The following is an 18600-nucleotide window of genomic DNA, read 5'->3' on the forward strand; positions in this document are numbered from 1 at the left end:
GTAAAGAACGCAGAGAAGGACAGATAGTGCATTCAAATTACCTCGCAAACAATAATGGATTAACCACAGAACAAAAGCATAAACCTTTAATTCTTATTGTTGATGACGAACCTAGTAATTTACACGTATTAGTAGAAGGACTTTTAACTGACTACGATGTACGTATTTCTACTAGTGGTGAGCAGGCTTTGATCTTTATTGAGTCAACTCGGCCTGACTTGATTTTATTAGACATAATGATGCCAGGCATGGACGGCTACGAAGTATGTAATATACTCAAAGCGAAACAAAATACCAAAGGGATCCCTGTCATATTTGTAACAGCGCTTACAGAAGAAGAGTCTGAAGAAAAAGGCTTTGCAATGGGCGCAATTGATTACATACATAAGCCTTATAAACTAGCTCTAGTTAGAGCGCGTATTCGTACACACATTACAGCGCAAGGCATGCTAGACAGGTTAATAGAAAAAAACTTTGATCTGCACGACAAGCTACTCGAAATAGAGTCTCTTGCGAAAGAGCTTAGCCAGCGAGAAGAAGAATTAAGAGAACTGTCATCAAAACAAAAATTATTTTATCAAGCCCTAACGGGAACTGCCGATGGTGTTGTTATTACCGATAGTAACGGCAAAATTATTGCGGTAAACCCTTCATTTTGTCGTATAACCGGTTACTGTGAATCAGACTCACTACAAATGCAGTTGCACGATATTAAACAAAATAACCATCCTAGCATTAGCTTTGACCAAGTATGGGAACATGCAAATCAAGCAGGCTATTGGAGTGGAGAACTTGTAACCAGACGAAAAAATGGCGAACTTTATCCAGAGCTACTAACTCTCAGTTTGGTTAAAGGCGATCAAGATACTAACGTTCACTATATTGGTGTATTCAGTGATATTTCGAGCGTTAAAGTAACCCAAGAAAGAATTCATTACCTTACATGGCATGATGAACTTACAGGTTTACCCAACCGAAATGGGTTTTTAAAGCAGTTAGAGCAACAACTTCAAGTTTGTAGTACCGAAAATAGTTATGCCTATATTTATATTATTGATATAGACAGCTTCCACTCAATCAATGATGGATTAGGCTTACTCGCTGGCGATAATATTTTAAAAGAATTAACTAAACGAATTCATTCTAAGGTGAGTAAAAAAGATGTTATTGCTCGCTTAGGCAGTGATGAGTTTGCAGTACTGTGTACAGTTGAAAAAGGTGTGGGCAGAGCTAGAGCTCAAGCAATGGCTGAAAATAAAGCCCAAGAGCTACTTGCAAGTGTAAACCATCCATTTGTCGTTGCTGAGCAAGACGTTAGCTTAACAGTAAGTATTGGCACCTATATTTTTCCACGAGAAGATCAATGGGAAAGTGCTATTGAGACTATTCGTAACTGTGAAGCGGCCTGTTACAAAGCAAAAGAGAAAGGCGGCAATAGAGTTACCTTTTTTGATACTTCATTTGGCGAGCAAGCAAAACGCCGTTTTGAAATAGAACAAGATTTACGTAAAGCTATTTCTAATAATGAACTATCGCTATATTTACAATCCCAATTTGATCGAAACCAAACCCTTAAAGGCGCTGAAGTTTTATTAAGATGGGAGCATCCTCAAAAAGGCTTTATTAGCCCTGGTGAGTTTATATCTATAGCTGAAGAGTCAGATATAATTTACGATTTAGATTGCTGGGTAACTTCAAATGCACTTGAAATACTAACGCAACTTGGTAAAACTCACCCTGAGTTAAACTTATCAATTAATATAAGTGGCAGGCACTTTCATGAAGCGCGTTTTTTAAACTTTATTAGCCAACAGATAAAGCAACATAACATTAATCCTCAACAACTCACTATTGAGATAATTGAAGGTACGTTACTTAATCATATGGAAGCGGCTATTGAAGCTGTTCACTTTCTCAAGAAGTTAGGTATTAGAGTATCAATTGACGACTTTGGTACTGGATACTCGAGCTTAACCTACCTTAAACAATTACCAATACAAGAACTTAAAATTGATCGTTCTTTTGTTTTAGAGGCGCCTACCGATAACAACGACAAACTAATTATTGATATGATTGTAAGCTTAGGTCGTTTATTTGAACTCGAGATAGTTGCTGAAGGCGTTGAGAACCAGTCCCACTTTGATTTACTACAGGAGTATCCTGAGGTTATTCTGCAAGGCTATTATTTACACAGACCTGAACCTGCAAGTGATTGGTTTAAAAAGTTAAAGTAACTGTAGCGTGATTTATAAACTAAAAGCCGAGCATGAATATGCTCGGCTTTTTATGGACTTAATTTTTGCGGTTACTCGCGAACTTGGCCAACTCCATTAACTAAATACTTTTCGGTCGTTAGTGACTCGAGGCCCATAGGACCGTATGCATGTAGCTTGGAAGTAGCTATTCCAATCTCTGCACCTAAGCCCAATTGTGAGCCATCAGAAAAACGAGACGATGCGTTAACCATTACTACAGAAGCATCAACACTACGTTGGAATAACTCTGCAGCAGCTTCATTTTTAGTACAAATTACTTCTGTATGGTTTGATCCAAACTGTGCAATGTGTTCAACCGCTGCCGTAAAGTTTGGTACAACGCGAATAGCGATTTCTAGGTCTAGATATTCTTCACCAAATTCGTTATCGGCTAACACAGTTGCATTATCAAAATATTTAGCTGCAAAGCTGTCAGCATTTATTTTTACACCTTCTTGGCGTAATACAACTGCACACAGATTTAAAAACTCATCTGCCACATCTTGATGCACAACTAAACCTTCTAGTGCATTACAAACACCGGTACGCTGCGTTTTACCGTTAAGCAGTAAGTTAAGCGCAATTTCTAGGTCTGCATCTTTATCTACATATAGATGACAAACGCCTTTGTAATGCTGAATCACTGGGATCGTGCTGTTTTCAGTAACAAAGTTAATTAAACCCTCGCCGCCACGTGGAATGATTAAATCAATGCTTTCACGTTGCTGCATTAGTTCCATTAGTAGCGCACGGTCTGGATCTGGAATCACTGAAATAAGTGATACCGGTAAGTTGTGCTTCTCAAGTACGCTGTGCATTACACTTGCGATAGCTTGTGAACTTTTAAGTGCTTCTTTGCCGCCACGTAAAATTACGCCATTACCTGATTTAAAGCATAATGCACCAGCGTCTGCTGTCACATTCGGGCGTGCTTCGTAAATCATACATACAACGCCAAGAGGTACTCGCATTTTGCGAATTTTAATACCATTTGGGCGCTCAGTAATATCACGCAGCTGACCAACAGGATCATCAAGGCTTACGATTACTTCAATACCTTCTGCCATTGCTTCAATACGCTCATCGTTTAACGTTAAGCGGTCGATCATTGAGGCTGCTAAGTTATTGTCGCGTGCTGCGCTTAAATCACTTTCATTTTCTTTTATTATAAATGCTTTGTGCTCTCTTAGTGCCGCTGCCATTTCAACTAATACTTGGTTTTTAGTCTCGGTATCGAGTAAAGCAAGTGTATGTGCAGCTTTAGCTGCCTGACGTGAAATGTCCGTAATTAAACTCATGACTTCTCCAATAATGCGATATGTTTTTCAGATATAACTGGTCCAATTGAATCCTGCATTTTTTCGCTGAATTCACTCTGTTCGTTGTCTGCAATAAAGTTTAACAAACAGCTACTATAATTTGCGGTCGCTTTAGCTAAACGCGTACCGTCTTCACTACGTACTAAAATGGTATCACCCACGGCAAATTCACCGTGAACTTCCATGATTTCGTCACCACGAATACATCCACTTTCACCTTCAAGAGATTCATCAAATGATCCATCAACAACAACTTCACCTTGCTCATTTGCTGTATGTGTCATCCAATGAATAGAGTCCTGCATCGGTTTTTCGTACGGTAAAAATACACTACCTGGGTTTTCTCCAGCTAGCAGTTTTGTAAATGTTTCTTCTTTAAAGCCATTTATAATATAAGTCGCTATACCATGTGATGTTGCTTTTTCTGCCGCTTCTATTTTAGTTTTCATACCACCAGTACCTACCGCACTTGTAGCACATCCTGCCATAGCATAAATAGATTCATCAATTGATTTTATTTCAGGCAGTAACACCGCATCATCATGTAAGTTAGGATTTTTATCATATAGCCCATCAACGTCTGAGAATATTAATAAAGCATCGGCATCGGCAGCTGCTGCGACCATTGCTGATAAGTTATCATTGTCACCTACTCGTAAATCGTCGGTGGTTACGGCATCGTTTTCATTAATGATAGGAAGTACACCATGTTCAAGTAAAGTGAACACGGTTTCACGGATGCTCTGGTAACGCTCCCGGTCACGTAAATCGCCATGCGTTAATAATAGCTGCGCAGATGGAAAGTCAAAAAAGCGGTCCCACATGGCAATCATTTCTGTTTGACCTGCTGCCGCCATTGCTTTTTTCATTACCACAGAGCGTGGTTTGTCTGATGGGAATAAATGCGCGCCAGCAGCTACAGAACCCGATGATACTAAAATCACCTCGATTCCACGGGCACGACAACGAACAATGAACTGTGCGATGGTTAATATGTAACGCGAACGGCAGCCATCTTGATCTGGTGCAATTAATGCACTACCTACTTTAAGTACGATACGTCGCCAATTTAACTTTTGCATAAATGCTCAACTTTCCATTTTATCTGCGCTCACCTTAATTAGGCGAGCTAAAACTAAGTAGCTAGGTTTAAAACATAGCTTCGAATTTGTCTTTCATTTAGGCAACACTTTTTTTACACACACGCGAAAACCATATCTAAAACAATAAGCTTAGATTTAAGGTTAAGTATAAAGTAGCAACAACCCAATAATATTGAGCAGCACTAATCAAAAAATTTAAAAGTGTTGTTTATGCATCGCTGTAAAAAGCTGTGTGTGGCTTTTTTATTAACAACATACATAGAGCCTCTAAAGTCTGATACACCAACAGATAGGGTGAAGACCAAAGGACCGAGATTTAACCGCCACGATGGGGGTTAAACATTGAAAGTAATAGTTCAACTCAAACCTTTATTTACTTAAATAATTAAATAAACTTGTTTAGCAAAACCATACCAAGAGTTCGGCAAATGAAATTATGTAGTGTTCGAATACTAGTAACACCACTAATGCATGATTATAAAGATTAAAAATGACGTTAAGATTAACAAACCACTTTTACTTCCAATAAACTTCATTAGATAACTAATTATTAGAACACGAAGTATATTACACTAAATACTCCTTAAAAATCAAGGTTAAAATTCGAGCGAAGCTAATTCCTCCTCGTTTGTGGTGTTAGATTGCTATTAAAATTCAACCAATTAAACAATTAATACCGCTTAAAATAAGGCGGCTTTACACGCGCAAAATAATTTAAGCCTACTAATCTTCTATAAGCAGCTAAAATTGATTAGTAATATTTGAATTTCCCGTGTATACCCCTGTATTAATAATTAACAAAAGTTATACTTTCTAAACAAACCGTCATAAATAAGGAATTCTTAATCTATGTCAGCAATTTACATAGCCGGTATCGCACTTTGCTCTGTGCTTGCCCAATGGGTCGCGTGGGCTTTTAGAGTGCCCGCTATTCTTTTCTTATTGCTTACTGGTCTTTTACTTGGGCCATTTAGTGGTGTTTTAGACCCTGATGCATTGTTAGGTGATTTACTGTTTCCAGTTGTATCACTAAGCGTTGCCATCATTTTATTTGAAGGATCCTTAACTCTGCATTTCAGAGAGCTAAAAGGAATCGGAAAAGTTGTAAGGAACCTTTGCTCCATCGGCATGCTTACTACCTGTATTATTATTAGTCTCAGCGCCTATTGGTTACTTGAACTTAATTGGCGTGTAGCTGCGGTATTAGGTGCAGTGCTAGTTGTAACAGGCCCTACTGTTATAGCACCGCTATTAAACTCAATGCGCCCAACACAAGACATTGACCGCATACTTCGATGGGAAGGTATTGTAATAGACCCGATCGGCGCATTATTCGCTGTATTAGTATTTGAAGCCGTAATGCTGGTAGGCCAAGGCGAAGTATTTAGCCACACTATTATTGCTTTAGTTAAAACCCTAGGTGTTGGATTAAGTATTGGTGTTGCTGCTGGTTGGTTAACAACACTATTAATGCGCCGCGAATGGCTACCATTTGAATTACATAAGTTTGGTATATTGGCATTAGTACTCATTAGTTTTTCTGTATCAAACTATTTAAGCCATGAATCGGGCCTATTAGCAGTGACTGTATTTGGTATTTGGCTTGCTAACCAAGACGATTTAGAAATAGATTCTGTACTTGAGTTCAAAGAAGACTTGTCGATGATATTAATATCAACGCTGTTTATTTTACTTGCAGCACGCTTACAGCTCTCTGATTTAATGATGCTCGACAGCGATGTATTTATATTTTTAGCTATCGTGCTTTTTGTTGCTCGTCCACTGTGTATTGCTATTTCGACCTTTGGTACTGACTTACCAATGAAGTCTCGTTTGGTACTTGCCTGGATAGCTCCACGCGGTATAGTCGCCGCAGCCGTTGGGTCGGTATTTGCGCTTAGTATGATGGAGTCTGGTGTTGCTGATGCTGAAAAAATGGTACCTCTTATATTTACAGTAATTATAATTACCGTTGTACTACAGAGCTTAACCGCCATCCCTGTTGCCAAGCTATTAGGTGTACGCCAACCGTCGCCAAATACAATATTAATTATTGGTGCAAACCATGTATCGCGTGCAATCGGCCGAGGCTTACAAGAGCAAAACATTCCGGTTCACCTGTCAGATCCTGCATGGGAAAACTGCAGAATGGCACGTATGGATGGTTTAGCTTGTTATTATGGTAACCCGCAATCAGAGCATGCTGAACGCTACTTACCTCTAACAACGATTCGTAGTGTATTAGCGTTATCGCCAAATCGTCATCATAATGCGTTAGGTGTTCAATACTTTTCTCATTTACTTAATGAAAAAAATGTATTTTCGCTACGCTCATCAACGTCGCATGCAAAAGCAAATAAAGACAGCGCAACGTTTTTATCTAGACAAATACTGTTTGGAGACGAAGGCTCGTATGCACGTTTAAGCAGTATTATAGCTAAAGGCGGTAAGGTTAGTTCAACACGTATCTCGGATGAGTTTAGCTGGGAACAATACTTAGAAATGAACCCTGAGGCTATCCCTTTATTTATTCTCAAAGGTGATAAAGACAGTGATGACGATACACCAATTAAGCTAAGACCGTTTACAATCAACATGGAAAAACCGCCGCAAGAAGGCGAACGCGTTGTTGCATTGCAGCCGCCTAAAATGTCAGTTTTAAAAGACCCGCAAACAAAGGCTAAAGAAGACAGTTAAATACTTTTACAAACTGTAAAAACTAAAAAACCCTAACTTAAAAAGTTAGGGTTTTGTTTTTAAAAGCCATTAAATAGGAAGGCGGGCACGAGCAACCACACTATCTGGCATTTTTTGCGCTAACTTAGTCAGCGCTCGCTCAATTTTTTTATGAGTCGCTTTATCTGCCACCATAGAATTAAATAGCCAACGATAGGCATCTTCAAAATCACGCGGGCTGCCATAGCCATCATTAAATAATTTAACTAAACGTAGTTGTGCTTTTAAATTGCCTTGCGACGAGGCTTCACGCAAATAGGTAATTGCCATTGCTTTATCTTGCTGAACTAAGCGACCAGTGTCGTAGTATCGTCCCAATTGCTCTAGCGCTGCCGCTAAGCCTTGCTCAGCTGCTTTTCGCATGTAATACACACCTAACTCTACATTGCGATCAACGCACACGTTATAAGCCAGCATATCGCCGTATAAAAATTGATAAGACGGCAATGCCATTTTATTGGCTCGTGCTTCTATATCTTGCACCAACTGGCAATCATCTGCCTTTACGCGCGCTAAATGCGTATTTTTATTTATTAACGCAATTAGCTCTGATTCTGTATACAGCGGCACAGCAGCAGGGCTTTCTGTAGCTAAGCTGTTGGTTGCTATAAATAAAGACAGCGGTATTAACGAAAGCCTTAGTACGCAATTACGATTAAATAAACGCATGTTCACCACTTATATAAATAAACTTATTAAATAATATACAAAGATCGTTCCAAGGTGAATTTTAGACACAAAAAAAGCTGCACGAAGCAGCTTTTTTTAATCTAATGGTAATTACGCAAACGGATTGCGAAGCACCATAGTTTCTACACGGTCAGGACCTGTAGAAATAATATCAATTGGAACACCCGTAATTTCTTCAATACGTTTGATGTAGTCAATCGCAGCTTTTGGTAAACCGTCAAGACTAGTTACACCAACAGTGTTTTCTGACCAACCTGGCATCTCTTCGTATACTGGTGTTACTTTATCGTAACCTTCAGCCGCTAATGGTGTTACGTTAGTAACTGTGCCATCTTCAAGCTTGTAACCAGTACAGATTTTAAGTGTTTCTAAGCCATCTAAAACATCAAGCTTAGTTAAACAAAAACCTGAAATACTATTGATTTGAACTGCACGGCGCATAGCCACTGCATCTAACCAACCAGTACGACGAAGTCGACCTGTTGTAGCGCCAAACTCATGGCCTTTATCACCTAGGTGCTTACCAACTGGATCTTGTTTATCAAGACCGTCGTAAAGCTCTGTAGGGAAAGGACCTGAACCAACACGTGTCGTGTACGCTTTAATAATACCTAAAACGTAATCAAGGTTTAATGGACCAAAACCTGCACCAGTCGCAACGCCACCAGCGGTAGTGTTTGAAGATGTTACATAAGGGTAAGTACCGTGATCTATATCAAGTAACGTACCTTGTGCACCTTCAAATAAAATGTTTTCGCCTGCTAAACGCGTTTGATCTAAAAGCTCAGTTACATCTACAACCATTGCTTTTAAGATATCAGCAACAGCCATTGCATCATCAAACGTTTTTTGGAAATCTACAGCATCTACTTTGTAGTAGTTAACTAAAGTGAAGTTGTGGTACTCAAGCACTTCTTTTAATTTAGCTGCAAATATTTCAGGATTAAATAAATCGCCTACGCGTAAACCACGACGAGCTACTTTATCTTCGTACGCAGGACCGATTCCACGGCCAGTTGTACCAATAGGCTTATCGCCACGAGCTGTTTCGCGGGCTACATCTAATGCAACATGGAAAGGCAAGATTAGCGGACATGCTTCACTTATTAAAAGACGCTCGCGTACTGGTACGCCGCGCTCTTCAAGCATGCCAATTTCTCTCATTAGCGCTTCTGGTGATAAAACTACACCATTACCAATCACACATTTAACATTGTCACGTAATACACCCGATGGAATAAGGTGTAGAACCGTCTTTTCACCTTCGATAACTAAAGTATGACCCGCATTGTGGCCACCTTGATAACGAACTACTAAAGATGCTTTGTCTGTAAGGAGATCAACTACCTTACCCTTTCCTTCGTCACCCCATTGGGTGCCTAATACAACAACGTTTTTACCCATCGTAAATTCACTTAGAGAAAATTAGGACAAGATTTTACCAGAAAACTAAAGTAAAGATCACCCCTGTTCAGCTTATTTTTTCTGCGGGCAATTGTTATATCCAAATATTGACCAATAACCACATAAATAACAGTGATTTAACGCACTAGTTTGTATTTAACAAAAAGCCCCGCAAATGCGAGGCTTTTTAACTTTTAAATAATTAACGTAAAGTCTATTGAGCTTTAGCGCCTTTCATATATTGGAAGAAGTCGCTATCTGGTGAAAGCACCATAACATCTTGCTTATCTTTAAAAGTCTTTTTGTAAGCTTCCAGCGAACGTACAAAACTAAAGAACTCAGGGTCTTTGTTGTACGCATTAGCATAAATGCCTGCAGCATCAGCATCGCCTTGACCACGTACAGAACGTGCATTACGCTCAGCATCAGCAAGCATTACAGTTACTCGACGGTCAACTCCCGCACGAATAGTCTCTGCTTTTTCCTGACCTTCAGAGCGATGCTCTTTTGCAACCGCAGTACGCTCAGCGCGCATACGTTGGTAAATAGAGCTACTCACTTCTTGTGGTAGGTTGATTTGCTTAACACGTACGTCTAGTACTTCAATACCTAGCTCACGTGCACTTTCAGAAGCCTGTACTAACGCTTCTTCCATCAACTCGCTACGCTCACCTGATACAATTTCGCGAATTGTACGTGTACCAAAGTTTGTACGAAGACCATTGTTTACTTTTTGCTTAAGTAGCGTTTCAGCATATTGCTTATCGCCACGAGCACGTAAGTAAAAAGCACTAAAGTCATTAACTCGCCATTTTACAAACGAATCAACAATTAAGTCTTTTTTCTCGCTAGTAACAAAGCGATCTGGCGCACCATCTAGCGTTTGAATGCGTGCATCAATACGACGTACTTGGCTAAAAAATGGTACTTTAAATTGTAGGCCTGGGCCATATACAATCGCTTTATCGTCACTATCTTTTTGTACTTTACTAAATAACATTACAATTGCTTTTTGCCCTTCAGGTACAACAAATACCGATGAGAAAGACATAACAATGGCAGCTAATAGTATTACTAAACTAAAGTTTTTCATTATGATTATCTCCCATCATTGAAGCGGTCGTTGTTAAAGCGGTCATTGCCACTATTAACAGAGCTATTGCGCGACGTATTAACTTTATTACGTAAGTCTTGAATATCACTTGAACTTGGAAGTGCAACTCGTGTTGCGGTTCCTTGCTTGTCCATGATTTTATCAAGAGGTAAATACATCATGTTATTGCCGCCTTTAACATCAACCAATATTTTAGAACTACTCCCTAACACTTCTTCCATTGCATCAATGTATAAGCGCTCACGAGTAACTTCTTTAGCTGCTTGATATTCAGGTAAAAGCTTTTCAAAGCGAGCTACCTCACCTTGTGCTTCTAATGTAATGCGCTCTTGATAACCTTCCGCTTCTTGAGTCATACGCGTTACTTGACCACGAGCACGCGGTTCAATTTCACGAGCATATGCTTCTGCTTCACGGATGAAACGTTCTTCATCTTCTTGTGCAGCAATTGCATCATCAAATGCATCTTTAACTTCAGTTGGTGGACGAGAGTCTTTAAAGTTCACGTCAGTAACAATTAAACCTAAGTTATATGGTTCGATAATCTTATTAAGCTCATCCCATGTATTTTGACGAACAACCTCACGGCCATTAGTTAATACTTGGTCCATTTTTGCATGGCCCACAACATAACGCAGAGCACTGTCTAGCGCTTCTTCTAAGCTACTATCAGCGTTAGTTACGCTAAATTCATAAAGGTATGGGTCAATAACACGATATTGCACCTGAAACTCTACGCTCACTACGTTTTCGTCTTCAGTAAGCATAAAACCAGAAGCCGATAATGAACGAACTGCTTCAATATCTACTGGGATTACCGTTTCGATGAAAGTCATTTTCCAACGCAAACCAGGATCAGCAATTCGGTCATATTTACCAAATTGAAGAACCACACCACGCTCGGCTTCTTTAACCGTATAAATACCACTTAACGCCCATACAATAACGGCGATAATAAGTATGAATGAAATACCGGCTCCGCCAAGTCCACCGCCGCTACCATTGCCGGATTTTTTCCCGCCAAATAAGCCGCTGAACTTGTTACTAAACTTGCGGAACACCTCGTCTAAATCAGGTGGGCCTTGATCACGTCCGCCTTTATTATTCCACGGATCTTTGTCATTGCCATTATTACCCGGTTCATTCCAGGCCATAGCTATACTCCATTGTTATCTAAATAAATTAGGAAATTGTGTTAAATCTAACAAATCTACCGCGTTTCTCATACAAAAACCGACATTAAAACGTCAATTTTTAATTACGGTTGATAAAACCAGCAATTTCAGGACCAAATTCTTTAATTAAACGATTCCACTCAACCATTGGCATTCTAACATCTAACAGCCAATTACCTTGCTCATCAAATTGCTCTTCATGCACTGCATTTAAACTGAACAATGCTGCTCTTAAGCGACCATACAATGGCGTAAGGAATAATGTTTCGTTAAACATCTTCTTAGCTAGTAGCTCACTGATAGCCTCGCTAAGTAATTCACACCCTTTACCAGTCTGAGCGCTAAGCCATACTCTTATAGGTTGGCCTTCGTCGTCTCGATCAATACGTGGGCTTACGTTATCCAGCGCATCAATTTTATTATAAATTAATAGCTGTGGTACTTCATCGGCCTCAATTTCTTTAAGCACCGATTGTACTTGTTCAATATTTTCTTGCAGACGTGAGTCTGCTGCATCAATTACGTGTAACTGCAAATCAGCTTCGCGAGTCTCAGTAAGCGTTGCTTTAAAAGCAGCAACTAAGTCATGTGGTAGGTGACGAATAAAGCCCACTGTATCAGCTAAGATAACAGGGCCAACATCACCTAACTCAAGCTTACGTAGAGTCGGGTCAAGCGTGGCAAACAACTGATCGGCCGCGTATACATCTGAATTTGTAATTCGATTAAATAACGTAGATTTACCCGCATTGGTATAACCAACTAATGAAACTGTAGGTATTTCGTTGCGAGTACGAGCTCGCCTACCTTGTTCACGTTGCACTGCAACTTTAGCTAAACGTGCACGAATATTTTGAATACGGGCACGAAGTAATCTTCTGTCAGTTTCAAGTTGAGTTTCACCAGGACCACGTAAACCAATCCCCCCTTTTTGACGTTCAAGGTGAGTCCAGCCTCGAATTAATCGAGTCGACATATGGCGAAGTTGAGCCAATTCAACTTGCAGCTTACCCTCGTGGGTACGTGCGCGTTGGGCAAAAATATCAAGAATTAGTGTCGTTCTATCAAGCACACGACATTGACAAACGCGCTCTAAATTACGCTCTTGTGATGGCCTGAGTTGATGATTAAAAATTACGACATCTGCATTGTGGATTTTGACAATCTCAGCTATTTCTTCTGCTTTACCGGTACCGACGAATAGTTTCGGATGTGGTGCTTGACGGCTGCCTTGCACAACCGCCAAACTACTAACACCAGCAGAAGATACCAACATTTCTAATTCATGAAGATCTTCACGATCCCCTTCTTTAGGTAAGTCGATATGAACTAAAATTGCCTGTTCGCCGGATTCATAGCGGTCAAACAAACATTATGCTCCTAATTAAAAGTTACCAGCTTCTGGTTCTTCAGTGTCTTCACTCCCTTGAACTGCTTGGAAGTTAACTGCGCGAGCAGGGACAACTGTAGAAATTGCATGCTTATAAACCATTTGATTTACGGTGTTCTCTAGTAAAATAACAAATTGGTCAAATGACTGAATTTTGCCTTGTAATTTTATGCCATTTACCAAAAAGATTGATACTGGAATGCGCTCACGTCGTAGTGCATTCAAAAATGGGTCTTGTAACGATTGGCCTTTTGCCATGTTATTGTTCCTTCGTTCTAGGTGTTATTATAATTAAGTGGCTGAACTTATTTGATAAAAAACAATATTCAACTACTACTAGCTTAGCGAACTTACTACACGATGCAAGTTTTCTTCGTCGCCTGTTGTTAACCAAGTAACATCAGGCCAACTACGAAGCCACGTTAACTGCCGTTTTGCCAGCTGACGTGTTGCTGCGATGCCACGAAAAACCATTTCATCATGGTTTGTTTCACCCGCAAGGTAATCCCACATTTGTCTATAACCAACACAACGAATAGAAGGCATATTGGGGTGTAAATCCTTACGTAGATATAGGGTCGAAACTTCATTTTCAAACCCCTGATCAATCATTATTTTAAACCTTTCTTCAATTCGGCGGTGTAATTCACTGCGTTCTTGCGGTGCAATCGCAAATTGATGAAAAGTATAAGGTAAAGCCGGCTGTTTTTGCATTTGCAACTCAGTCATGGTCTTACCAGTTAACCTGTAAACCTCTAAAGCCCGATTAATTCTTTGTGAATCATTTTCACTTATTTTTTCGGCTGCTTTTGGGTCAACTTTAACTAATTCTTTATATAAATGAGGCCAGCCAAATTCTTTAGCTTGCGCTTCTAACTCTGCTCTTATCTCTGTATCTGCTTCAGGTAATGGCGATAAACCATCAATTAAAGATTTGAAGTACAGCATTGTACCTCCAACCAATACAGGCACTTTACCTTGTCTGTGAAATTCGTCAATTTTTTGCACTGCATCGCGCCTAAAATCTGCAACTGAATACGTTTCACTCGGGTCAAGTAGATCAATTAAATGATGCGGAGCTTTGGCTAACTCTTCGGCATCAGGTTTTGCTGTACCAATGTCCATACCTTTATACACTAGCGCTGAATCTACGCTGATTATTTCTGTATTTAAATGCTCGCACAGCGAGATTGCCAATGCTGTTTTACCTGCTGCAGTTGGACCCATTAAAAATATAACTGGTAAATTACTCAACACTGATACCTTAATCTAATTGCGTTAAATAGTGATTTAGCTCTATTTTAACTGCTTTTTTACGCAAGCGTTCAATAGTTTGTGGATTATTTTGTAAGCGCATTTGTTGCGCTAAAAATACATTGCTTAAATAAAATCGGGTCGGCACGCATTTCATTTGCCATTCTAACCAATTTTCTATATTTTCAAGTTTTGCTTTACACGCATCAAGTAGCTCACCTACCGCTGCACTTACGTCAAGTAAATATAAACACGCTGGCAATTTTTTAACCATTACAAATTGTGTTTCTATTACAAGTTCAAAACCAAGTAAGGTAAACCACGATTGCTGGGATTCTATAAGTAAGCAATCTTCTTTTTCTAAGTTTACTCGCACTGGTAACAAAAGGGCTTTCCCTTCTAAACTTCCGAACTCTTTAATTTGATTATGCCAATCATCAACTAATGCATATTTAAAATGTGAGCAATACAATTGCTGCTCTTCACTAAAGACACACACTCCTTTACTAACACTTATAATAGAAACAGCTTTTAAGACATTATCAACAGATACTGATTGGTGTTGTGCAGCAGATATATTGGCTGCATTATCAAAATGCGCGGCGTGTTGCTCACTCACTCCTTGATAAAACGCATTTACGTCATGATGGCTCGTACTTGGTGCAGCACGGTATGCTCCGCTAACACTTCTAGTACCTGAGGACGAACTTGAGCTACCAGCACTTCCAGAGTAAGAGGGCTGTAATTGCGATTTAGGGTAATCAAACACTCCTTCGCTTTCTATATTATTAGCACTGCTATGCGTTGACTCAATGAACGCTGGCGTGAATTCTGCTTCTATGCTCGCTGATTCGTTAGTGAATTCGCCTTGCAATGGCACGACTACCTGCTTAATAGCTTGCAATATAAAATCATGAATTAATCGCCCTTGATGAAAACGCACTTCATGCTTAGCAGGGTGAACATTTACATCAACCTGTCGTGGGTCAATATCAATATAAATAACAAACCCTGGTAGCTCTTGCGTCCCGCTTACCTCTTCAAACGCTTGGCGTATCGCATGCAAAATAAGCTTATCGCGCATCATGCGATTATTCACATAAGTGTACTGAGTCGTATTAGCTGAGCCGACAGGCAGCACCCAACCATGCAACTGTAAACCGCCTTCTCCTGATTGAATATGCAAACCTTGCTCGGCAAAGGCCTTACCTGCAACTTGTGCTACGCGTGTTATAGCCTGAGAGGGATCAGTTTTGGCACGATACTGCCTTACTACTTTTTCGTTGTGAGTTAGTGTAATAGAGACATCAAAGCGACTAAGCGCAATACGCTTTATCAACTCATCAATATGGCTAAATTCAGTTTTTTCGGTGCGTAAAAATTTACGACGTGCTGGAGTGTTAAAAAATAAATCTTTTACTTCAATGGTTGTGCCATCGGGATGCGCTACAGGTTTTACTTGAACGGCCATGTCGCGGCCTTCTGCAAAAGCTTGCCAAGCTGCTTCTTGCTCTTTTGGTTTTGAGCTCAGCGTTAAACGCGACACAGAACTAATTGACGCAAGTGCTTCCCCTCTAAAGCCAAGTGAGCAAATGTTTTCAAGGTCATCAAGTGATTTTAATTTACTTGTCGCGTGGCGAGAAAGTGCGAGCGTTAGCTCATCTTTACTTATCCCTGCGCCATTATCACGAATACGAATAAGTTTGTGGCCGCCGCGCTCAATATCAATTTGAATACGCGTTGCGCCAGCATCTAAGCTATTTTCAACAAGCTCTTTTACTACCGACGCTGGGCGCTCAACCACTTCGCCTGCGGCAATTTGGTTGGCTAAACGCGCGGGTAATATTTCAATATTCATGAGACTTCCTAGCAAACATTGCGCTAATAATAATGACTAACTTTGAGGTATATCGAGCTCTTGCCCAATAAATAAGGTATTAGAACTAAGCTTATTAACTTGTTTTAATTTATTGACTGTAACGCCATAGCGACTCGCTAACATACTTAAAGATTCACCGGGGCGTACTTTATGCTTTGTTGGATATTGCGACTTTAATTTAGCAAATAAAGAATCATCCGGCGGATTTTTCAAATAATAATTTTTAATTGAAGTAAATATAGCTTTAGCTAAACGCTCTTGATGATTAGGACTTTTAAGTAGCTTTTCTTCTCGCGGGTTAGATATAAACCCTGTTTCTACCAAAATAGATGGAATATCTGGTGATTTTAGTACTGCAAGGCTCGCATGCTGGGGATCTTTTTTATGCAGTTTGGCAACCTTACGAAGCTCTTTAACCACTTCGTCAGCTACATTTAAGCCAGTTTTCATTGAGTGGTCCATCGACATATCAAGCAACGCTTGTGCTAGATATTTTTCATTGGCGGCATCTTTCATTACATCAGCAGCGCCACCTAAAAGCTCGGAGTGTTTTTCTTTATCTTCTATCCATTTACCTATTTCTGAATTAGCACGTCTTAATGATAAAACCCACACAGAGGCACCATTTGGCCCAGGGCTTGTAAATGCATCAGCATGAATAGAAACAAAAAAATCTGCCTTTTTTTCACGGGCCCGATTAGTACGGGTATTTAATTTTACAAAATAGTCACCGCTTCGTACCATGCGCGAAATCATGCCACGTTCGCCATCAATCATGCGCTCTAAACGCTTCGCAATTTGCAGTGTAACTGTTTTTTCGTAGGTGCCTGATGGCCCAATTGAACCAGGGTCTTCGCCGCCATGCCCCGCATCAATCGCAATAACAATGTCGCGCTCTTGGCTTAGTTGACGGTTTTTAGCGGCTGTTTGAGCGGGAGAAACTGTAGTAGCTTGGCTTTTATTGTATAAATCAACAACGAGTCTATTTTTATAAGGGCCTGTAGGTGCGAGGGCAAATACCACTGGCTTTATTGGCGCACTTAATTCAAATACTAAACGTACGCTTTGTTTATTTTTAGGTTTTGAGTAACGTAATTTGCTTACTATTTGATGTTTCGGGGGCACACCTGGCAATGTTTTTAACTCGCTAGTATTTTCTAAATCAATCACTAGGCGGCTAGGGTTTTTAAGCATGAAATAGCTAAAGTCGGGCTTATCATTTAAATCAAATACCACGCGCGTACTATCTGGAGACGGCCATACACGCACACTATTGATTGTGTTTTTAGCCCATAGCGGCAAGCTTATGGTGATAACCATAAGATAAATAAAAAGTTTAACTACACCTCGGCTCATTGGATAATTACTGCCTTAACTATATTATTATTGATTATTTAGTTTTTCGACAATTGCTATACCGCGCTCACTCGCACTATTTATAACAATTTTACGTTCGTTACCCACATAGCTTAGAGTAATATCTAAATCAGGCACAGGAATAAATTCACCACCCTTTTCAGGCCATTCAACAACACAAATTGCGTCTGCTGAGAAATAATCGCGTATTCCCATGTATTCGAGTTCTTCAGGATCACCTAAGCGGTATAAGTCAAAATGATAAACATTTGCACGCTCAAGCTCATAAGGTTCTACTAGTGTATAGGTCGGGCTTTTAACCTTACCTGTATGGCCAAAGCCTTGCACTACACCTCGTGTAAACGTTGTTTTACCAGCACCTAAATCACCATGTAAATAAATAACCGCACCTTGATCTATAATATCAGCAACGCGATTACCCATTGCAACCGTGGCAATCTCATCAGTTAAATGAAATTCAAAACTACGCGTCATTATTACCTCAAAAATTCATTCAAAAGCGCATATTTGCTAATCATACCAGAATATTCATTTAAGGCGATAAATTGAGGTTTTAGACATAAAAAAACCAGACAAGCGAATGATTAAAGTTATATTTGAATATCTATTTTCGATACCTTAAAACTGTAACATTGAAATAAAGTAAGAGAAAAGTAACACAACGGCTGAGATGCCTATAGCCAGTATTAAAGTTACTGAGATATGTAAGCTTATAATCAAACTTTTGTGATTCAACCACTAGTTCTGATACAAAAAATATATGGCAACAACGGAGTTGATGACACAAACCAGAATAACTACCCTGCATGCTTTTGTATTTCTGATAAAAAGATAATACCAACTAACTTAACGTATTTAGTTTTCATAGTTTTCATAGTTTTCATAGTTTTCATAGTTTTCATAG

Annotated in this window: 14 protein-coding genes; 2 read left to right on the plus strand and 12 right to left on the minus strand. The window is 39.6% G+C overall.

What is annotated here, in order from left to right; genetic code table 11:
• Positions 1-26 precede the first annotated feature (26 nt).
• Complete coding sequence (locus H5122_RS18980) at positions 27-2234, plus strand: EAL domain-containing protein (protein WP_182671469.1); 2208 nt, start codon at positions 27-29, stop codon at positions 2232-2234.
• Between the two features lie 71 nt (positions 2235-2305).
• On the opposite strand, the gene H5122_RS18985 is transcribed toward H5122_RS18980, so the two are convergent.
• Both H5122_RS18985 and proB read right to left on the minus strand, forming a co-directional pair.
• A complete protein-coding gene (locus H5122_RS18985; protein WP_182682961.1) occupies positions 2306-3553 on the minus strand; it encodes a glutamate-5-semialdehyde dehydrogenase in 1248 nt (415 codons plus the stop codon).
• Positions 3550-4656, minus strand: a complete 1107-nt coding sequence (gene proB, locus H5122_RS18990; RefSeq protein WP_002957876.1) for a glutamate 5-kinase — start codon at positions 4654-4656, stop codon at positions 3550-3552. Before proB ends, H5122_RS18985 begins: the two co-directional genes overlap by 4 nt.
• A gap of 870 nt (positions 4657-5526) precedes the next feature.
• Here proB and H5122_RS18995 point away from each other — a divergent pair.
• Positions 5527-7374: a sodium:proton antiporter gene (locus tag H5122_RS18995; protein ID WP_002957877.1), complete on the plus strand. Its 1848-nt coding sequence runs from the start codon at positions 5527-5529 to the stop codon at positions 7372-7374.
• A gap of 69 nt (positions 7375-7443) precedes the next feature.
• Here the strand turns inward: H5122_RS18995 and H5122_RS19000 are convergent, their stop codons facing one another.
• From H5122_RS19000 to tsaE, 10 genes are all read right to left on the minus strand, one after another.
• Complete coding sequence (locus H5122_RS19000; protein ID WP_024597265.1) at positions 7444-8082, minus strand: tetratricopeptide repeat protein; 639 nt, start codon at positions 8080-8082, stop codon at positions 7444-7446.
• Positions 8083-8193: 111 nt separating this feature from the next.
• Positions 8194-9507, minus strand: coding sequence for an adenylosuccinate synthase (locus H5122_RS19005; RefSeq protein ID WP_182682960.1), 1314 nt, complete (start codon positions 9505-9507; stop codon positions 8194-8196).
• A 214-nt stretch (positions 9508-9721) separates the two neighbouring features.
• Complete coding sequence (gene hflC, locus H5122_RS19010; RefSeq protein ID WP_002957880.1) at positions 9722-10600, minus strand: protease modulator HflC; 879 nt, start codon at positions 10598-10600, stop codon at positions 9722-9724.
• Positions 10601-10605: 5 nt separating this feature from the next.
• Entirely contained in the window at positions 10606-11775 is a 1170-nt protein-coding gene (gene hflK / locus H5122_RS19015) for an FtsH protease activity modulator HflK (protein WP_002957881.1), read from the minus strand.
• 100 nt (positions 11776-11875) lie between these two features.
• Complete coding sequence (gene hflX / locus H5122_RS19020; RefSeq protein WP_182675616.1) at positions 11876-13165, minus strand: ribosome rescue GTPase HflX; 1290 nt, start codon at positions 13163-13165, stop codon at positions 11876-11878.
• Positions 13166-13180: 15 nt separating this feature from the next.
• Positions 13181-13444 (minus strand): RNA chaperone Hfq, encoded by a 264-nt coding sequence (hfq, locus tag H5122_RS19025; RefSeq protein WP_007586402.1) that lies wholly within the window; start codon positions 13442-13444, stop codon positions 13181-13183.
• A 78-nt stretch (positions 13445-13522) separates the two neighbouring features.
• A complete protein-coding gene (gene miaA / locus H5122_RS19030) occupies positions 13523-14440 on the minus strand; it encodes a tRNA (adenosine(37)-N6)-dimethylallyltransferase MiaA (protein ID WP_002957884.1) in 918 nt (305 codons plus the stop codon).
• A 10-nt stretch (positions 14441-14450) separates the two neighbouring features.
• Positions 14451-16298, minus strand: a complete 1848-nt coding sequence (gene mutL / locus H5122_RS19035; RefSeq protein WP_182682959.1) for a DNA mismatch repair endonuclease MutL — start codon at positions 16296-16298, stop codon at positions 14451-14453.
• A 36-nt stretch (positions 16299-16334) separates the two neighbouring features.
• Complete coding sequence (locus H5122_RS19040) at positions 16335-17675, minus strand: N-acetylmuramoyl-L-alanine amidase (RefSeq protein WP_182675614.1); 1341 nt, start codon at positions 17673-17675, stop codon at positions 16335-16337.
• 27 nt (positions 17676-17702) lie between these two features.
• Positions 17703-18170 carry a tRNA (adenosine(37)-N6)-threonylcarbamoyltransferase complex ATPase subunit type 1 TsaE gene (tsaE, locus tag H5122_RS19045; RefSeq protein WP_182671476.1) on the minus strand — a complete coding sequence of 156 codons (468 nt, stop codon included), beginning with the start codon at positions 18168-18170 and terminating at the stop codon, positions 17703-17705.
• Positions 18171-18600 lie beyond the last annotated feature (430 nt).

The sequence above is a fragment of the Pseudoalteromonas sp. SG43-8 genome (genome assembly GCF_014164245.1).
GTDB classification, from domain to species: domain Bacteria; phylum Pseudomonadota; class Gammaproteobacteria; order Enterobacterales; family Alteromonadaceae; genus Pseudoalteromonas; species Pseudoalteromonas distincta.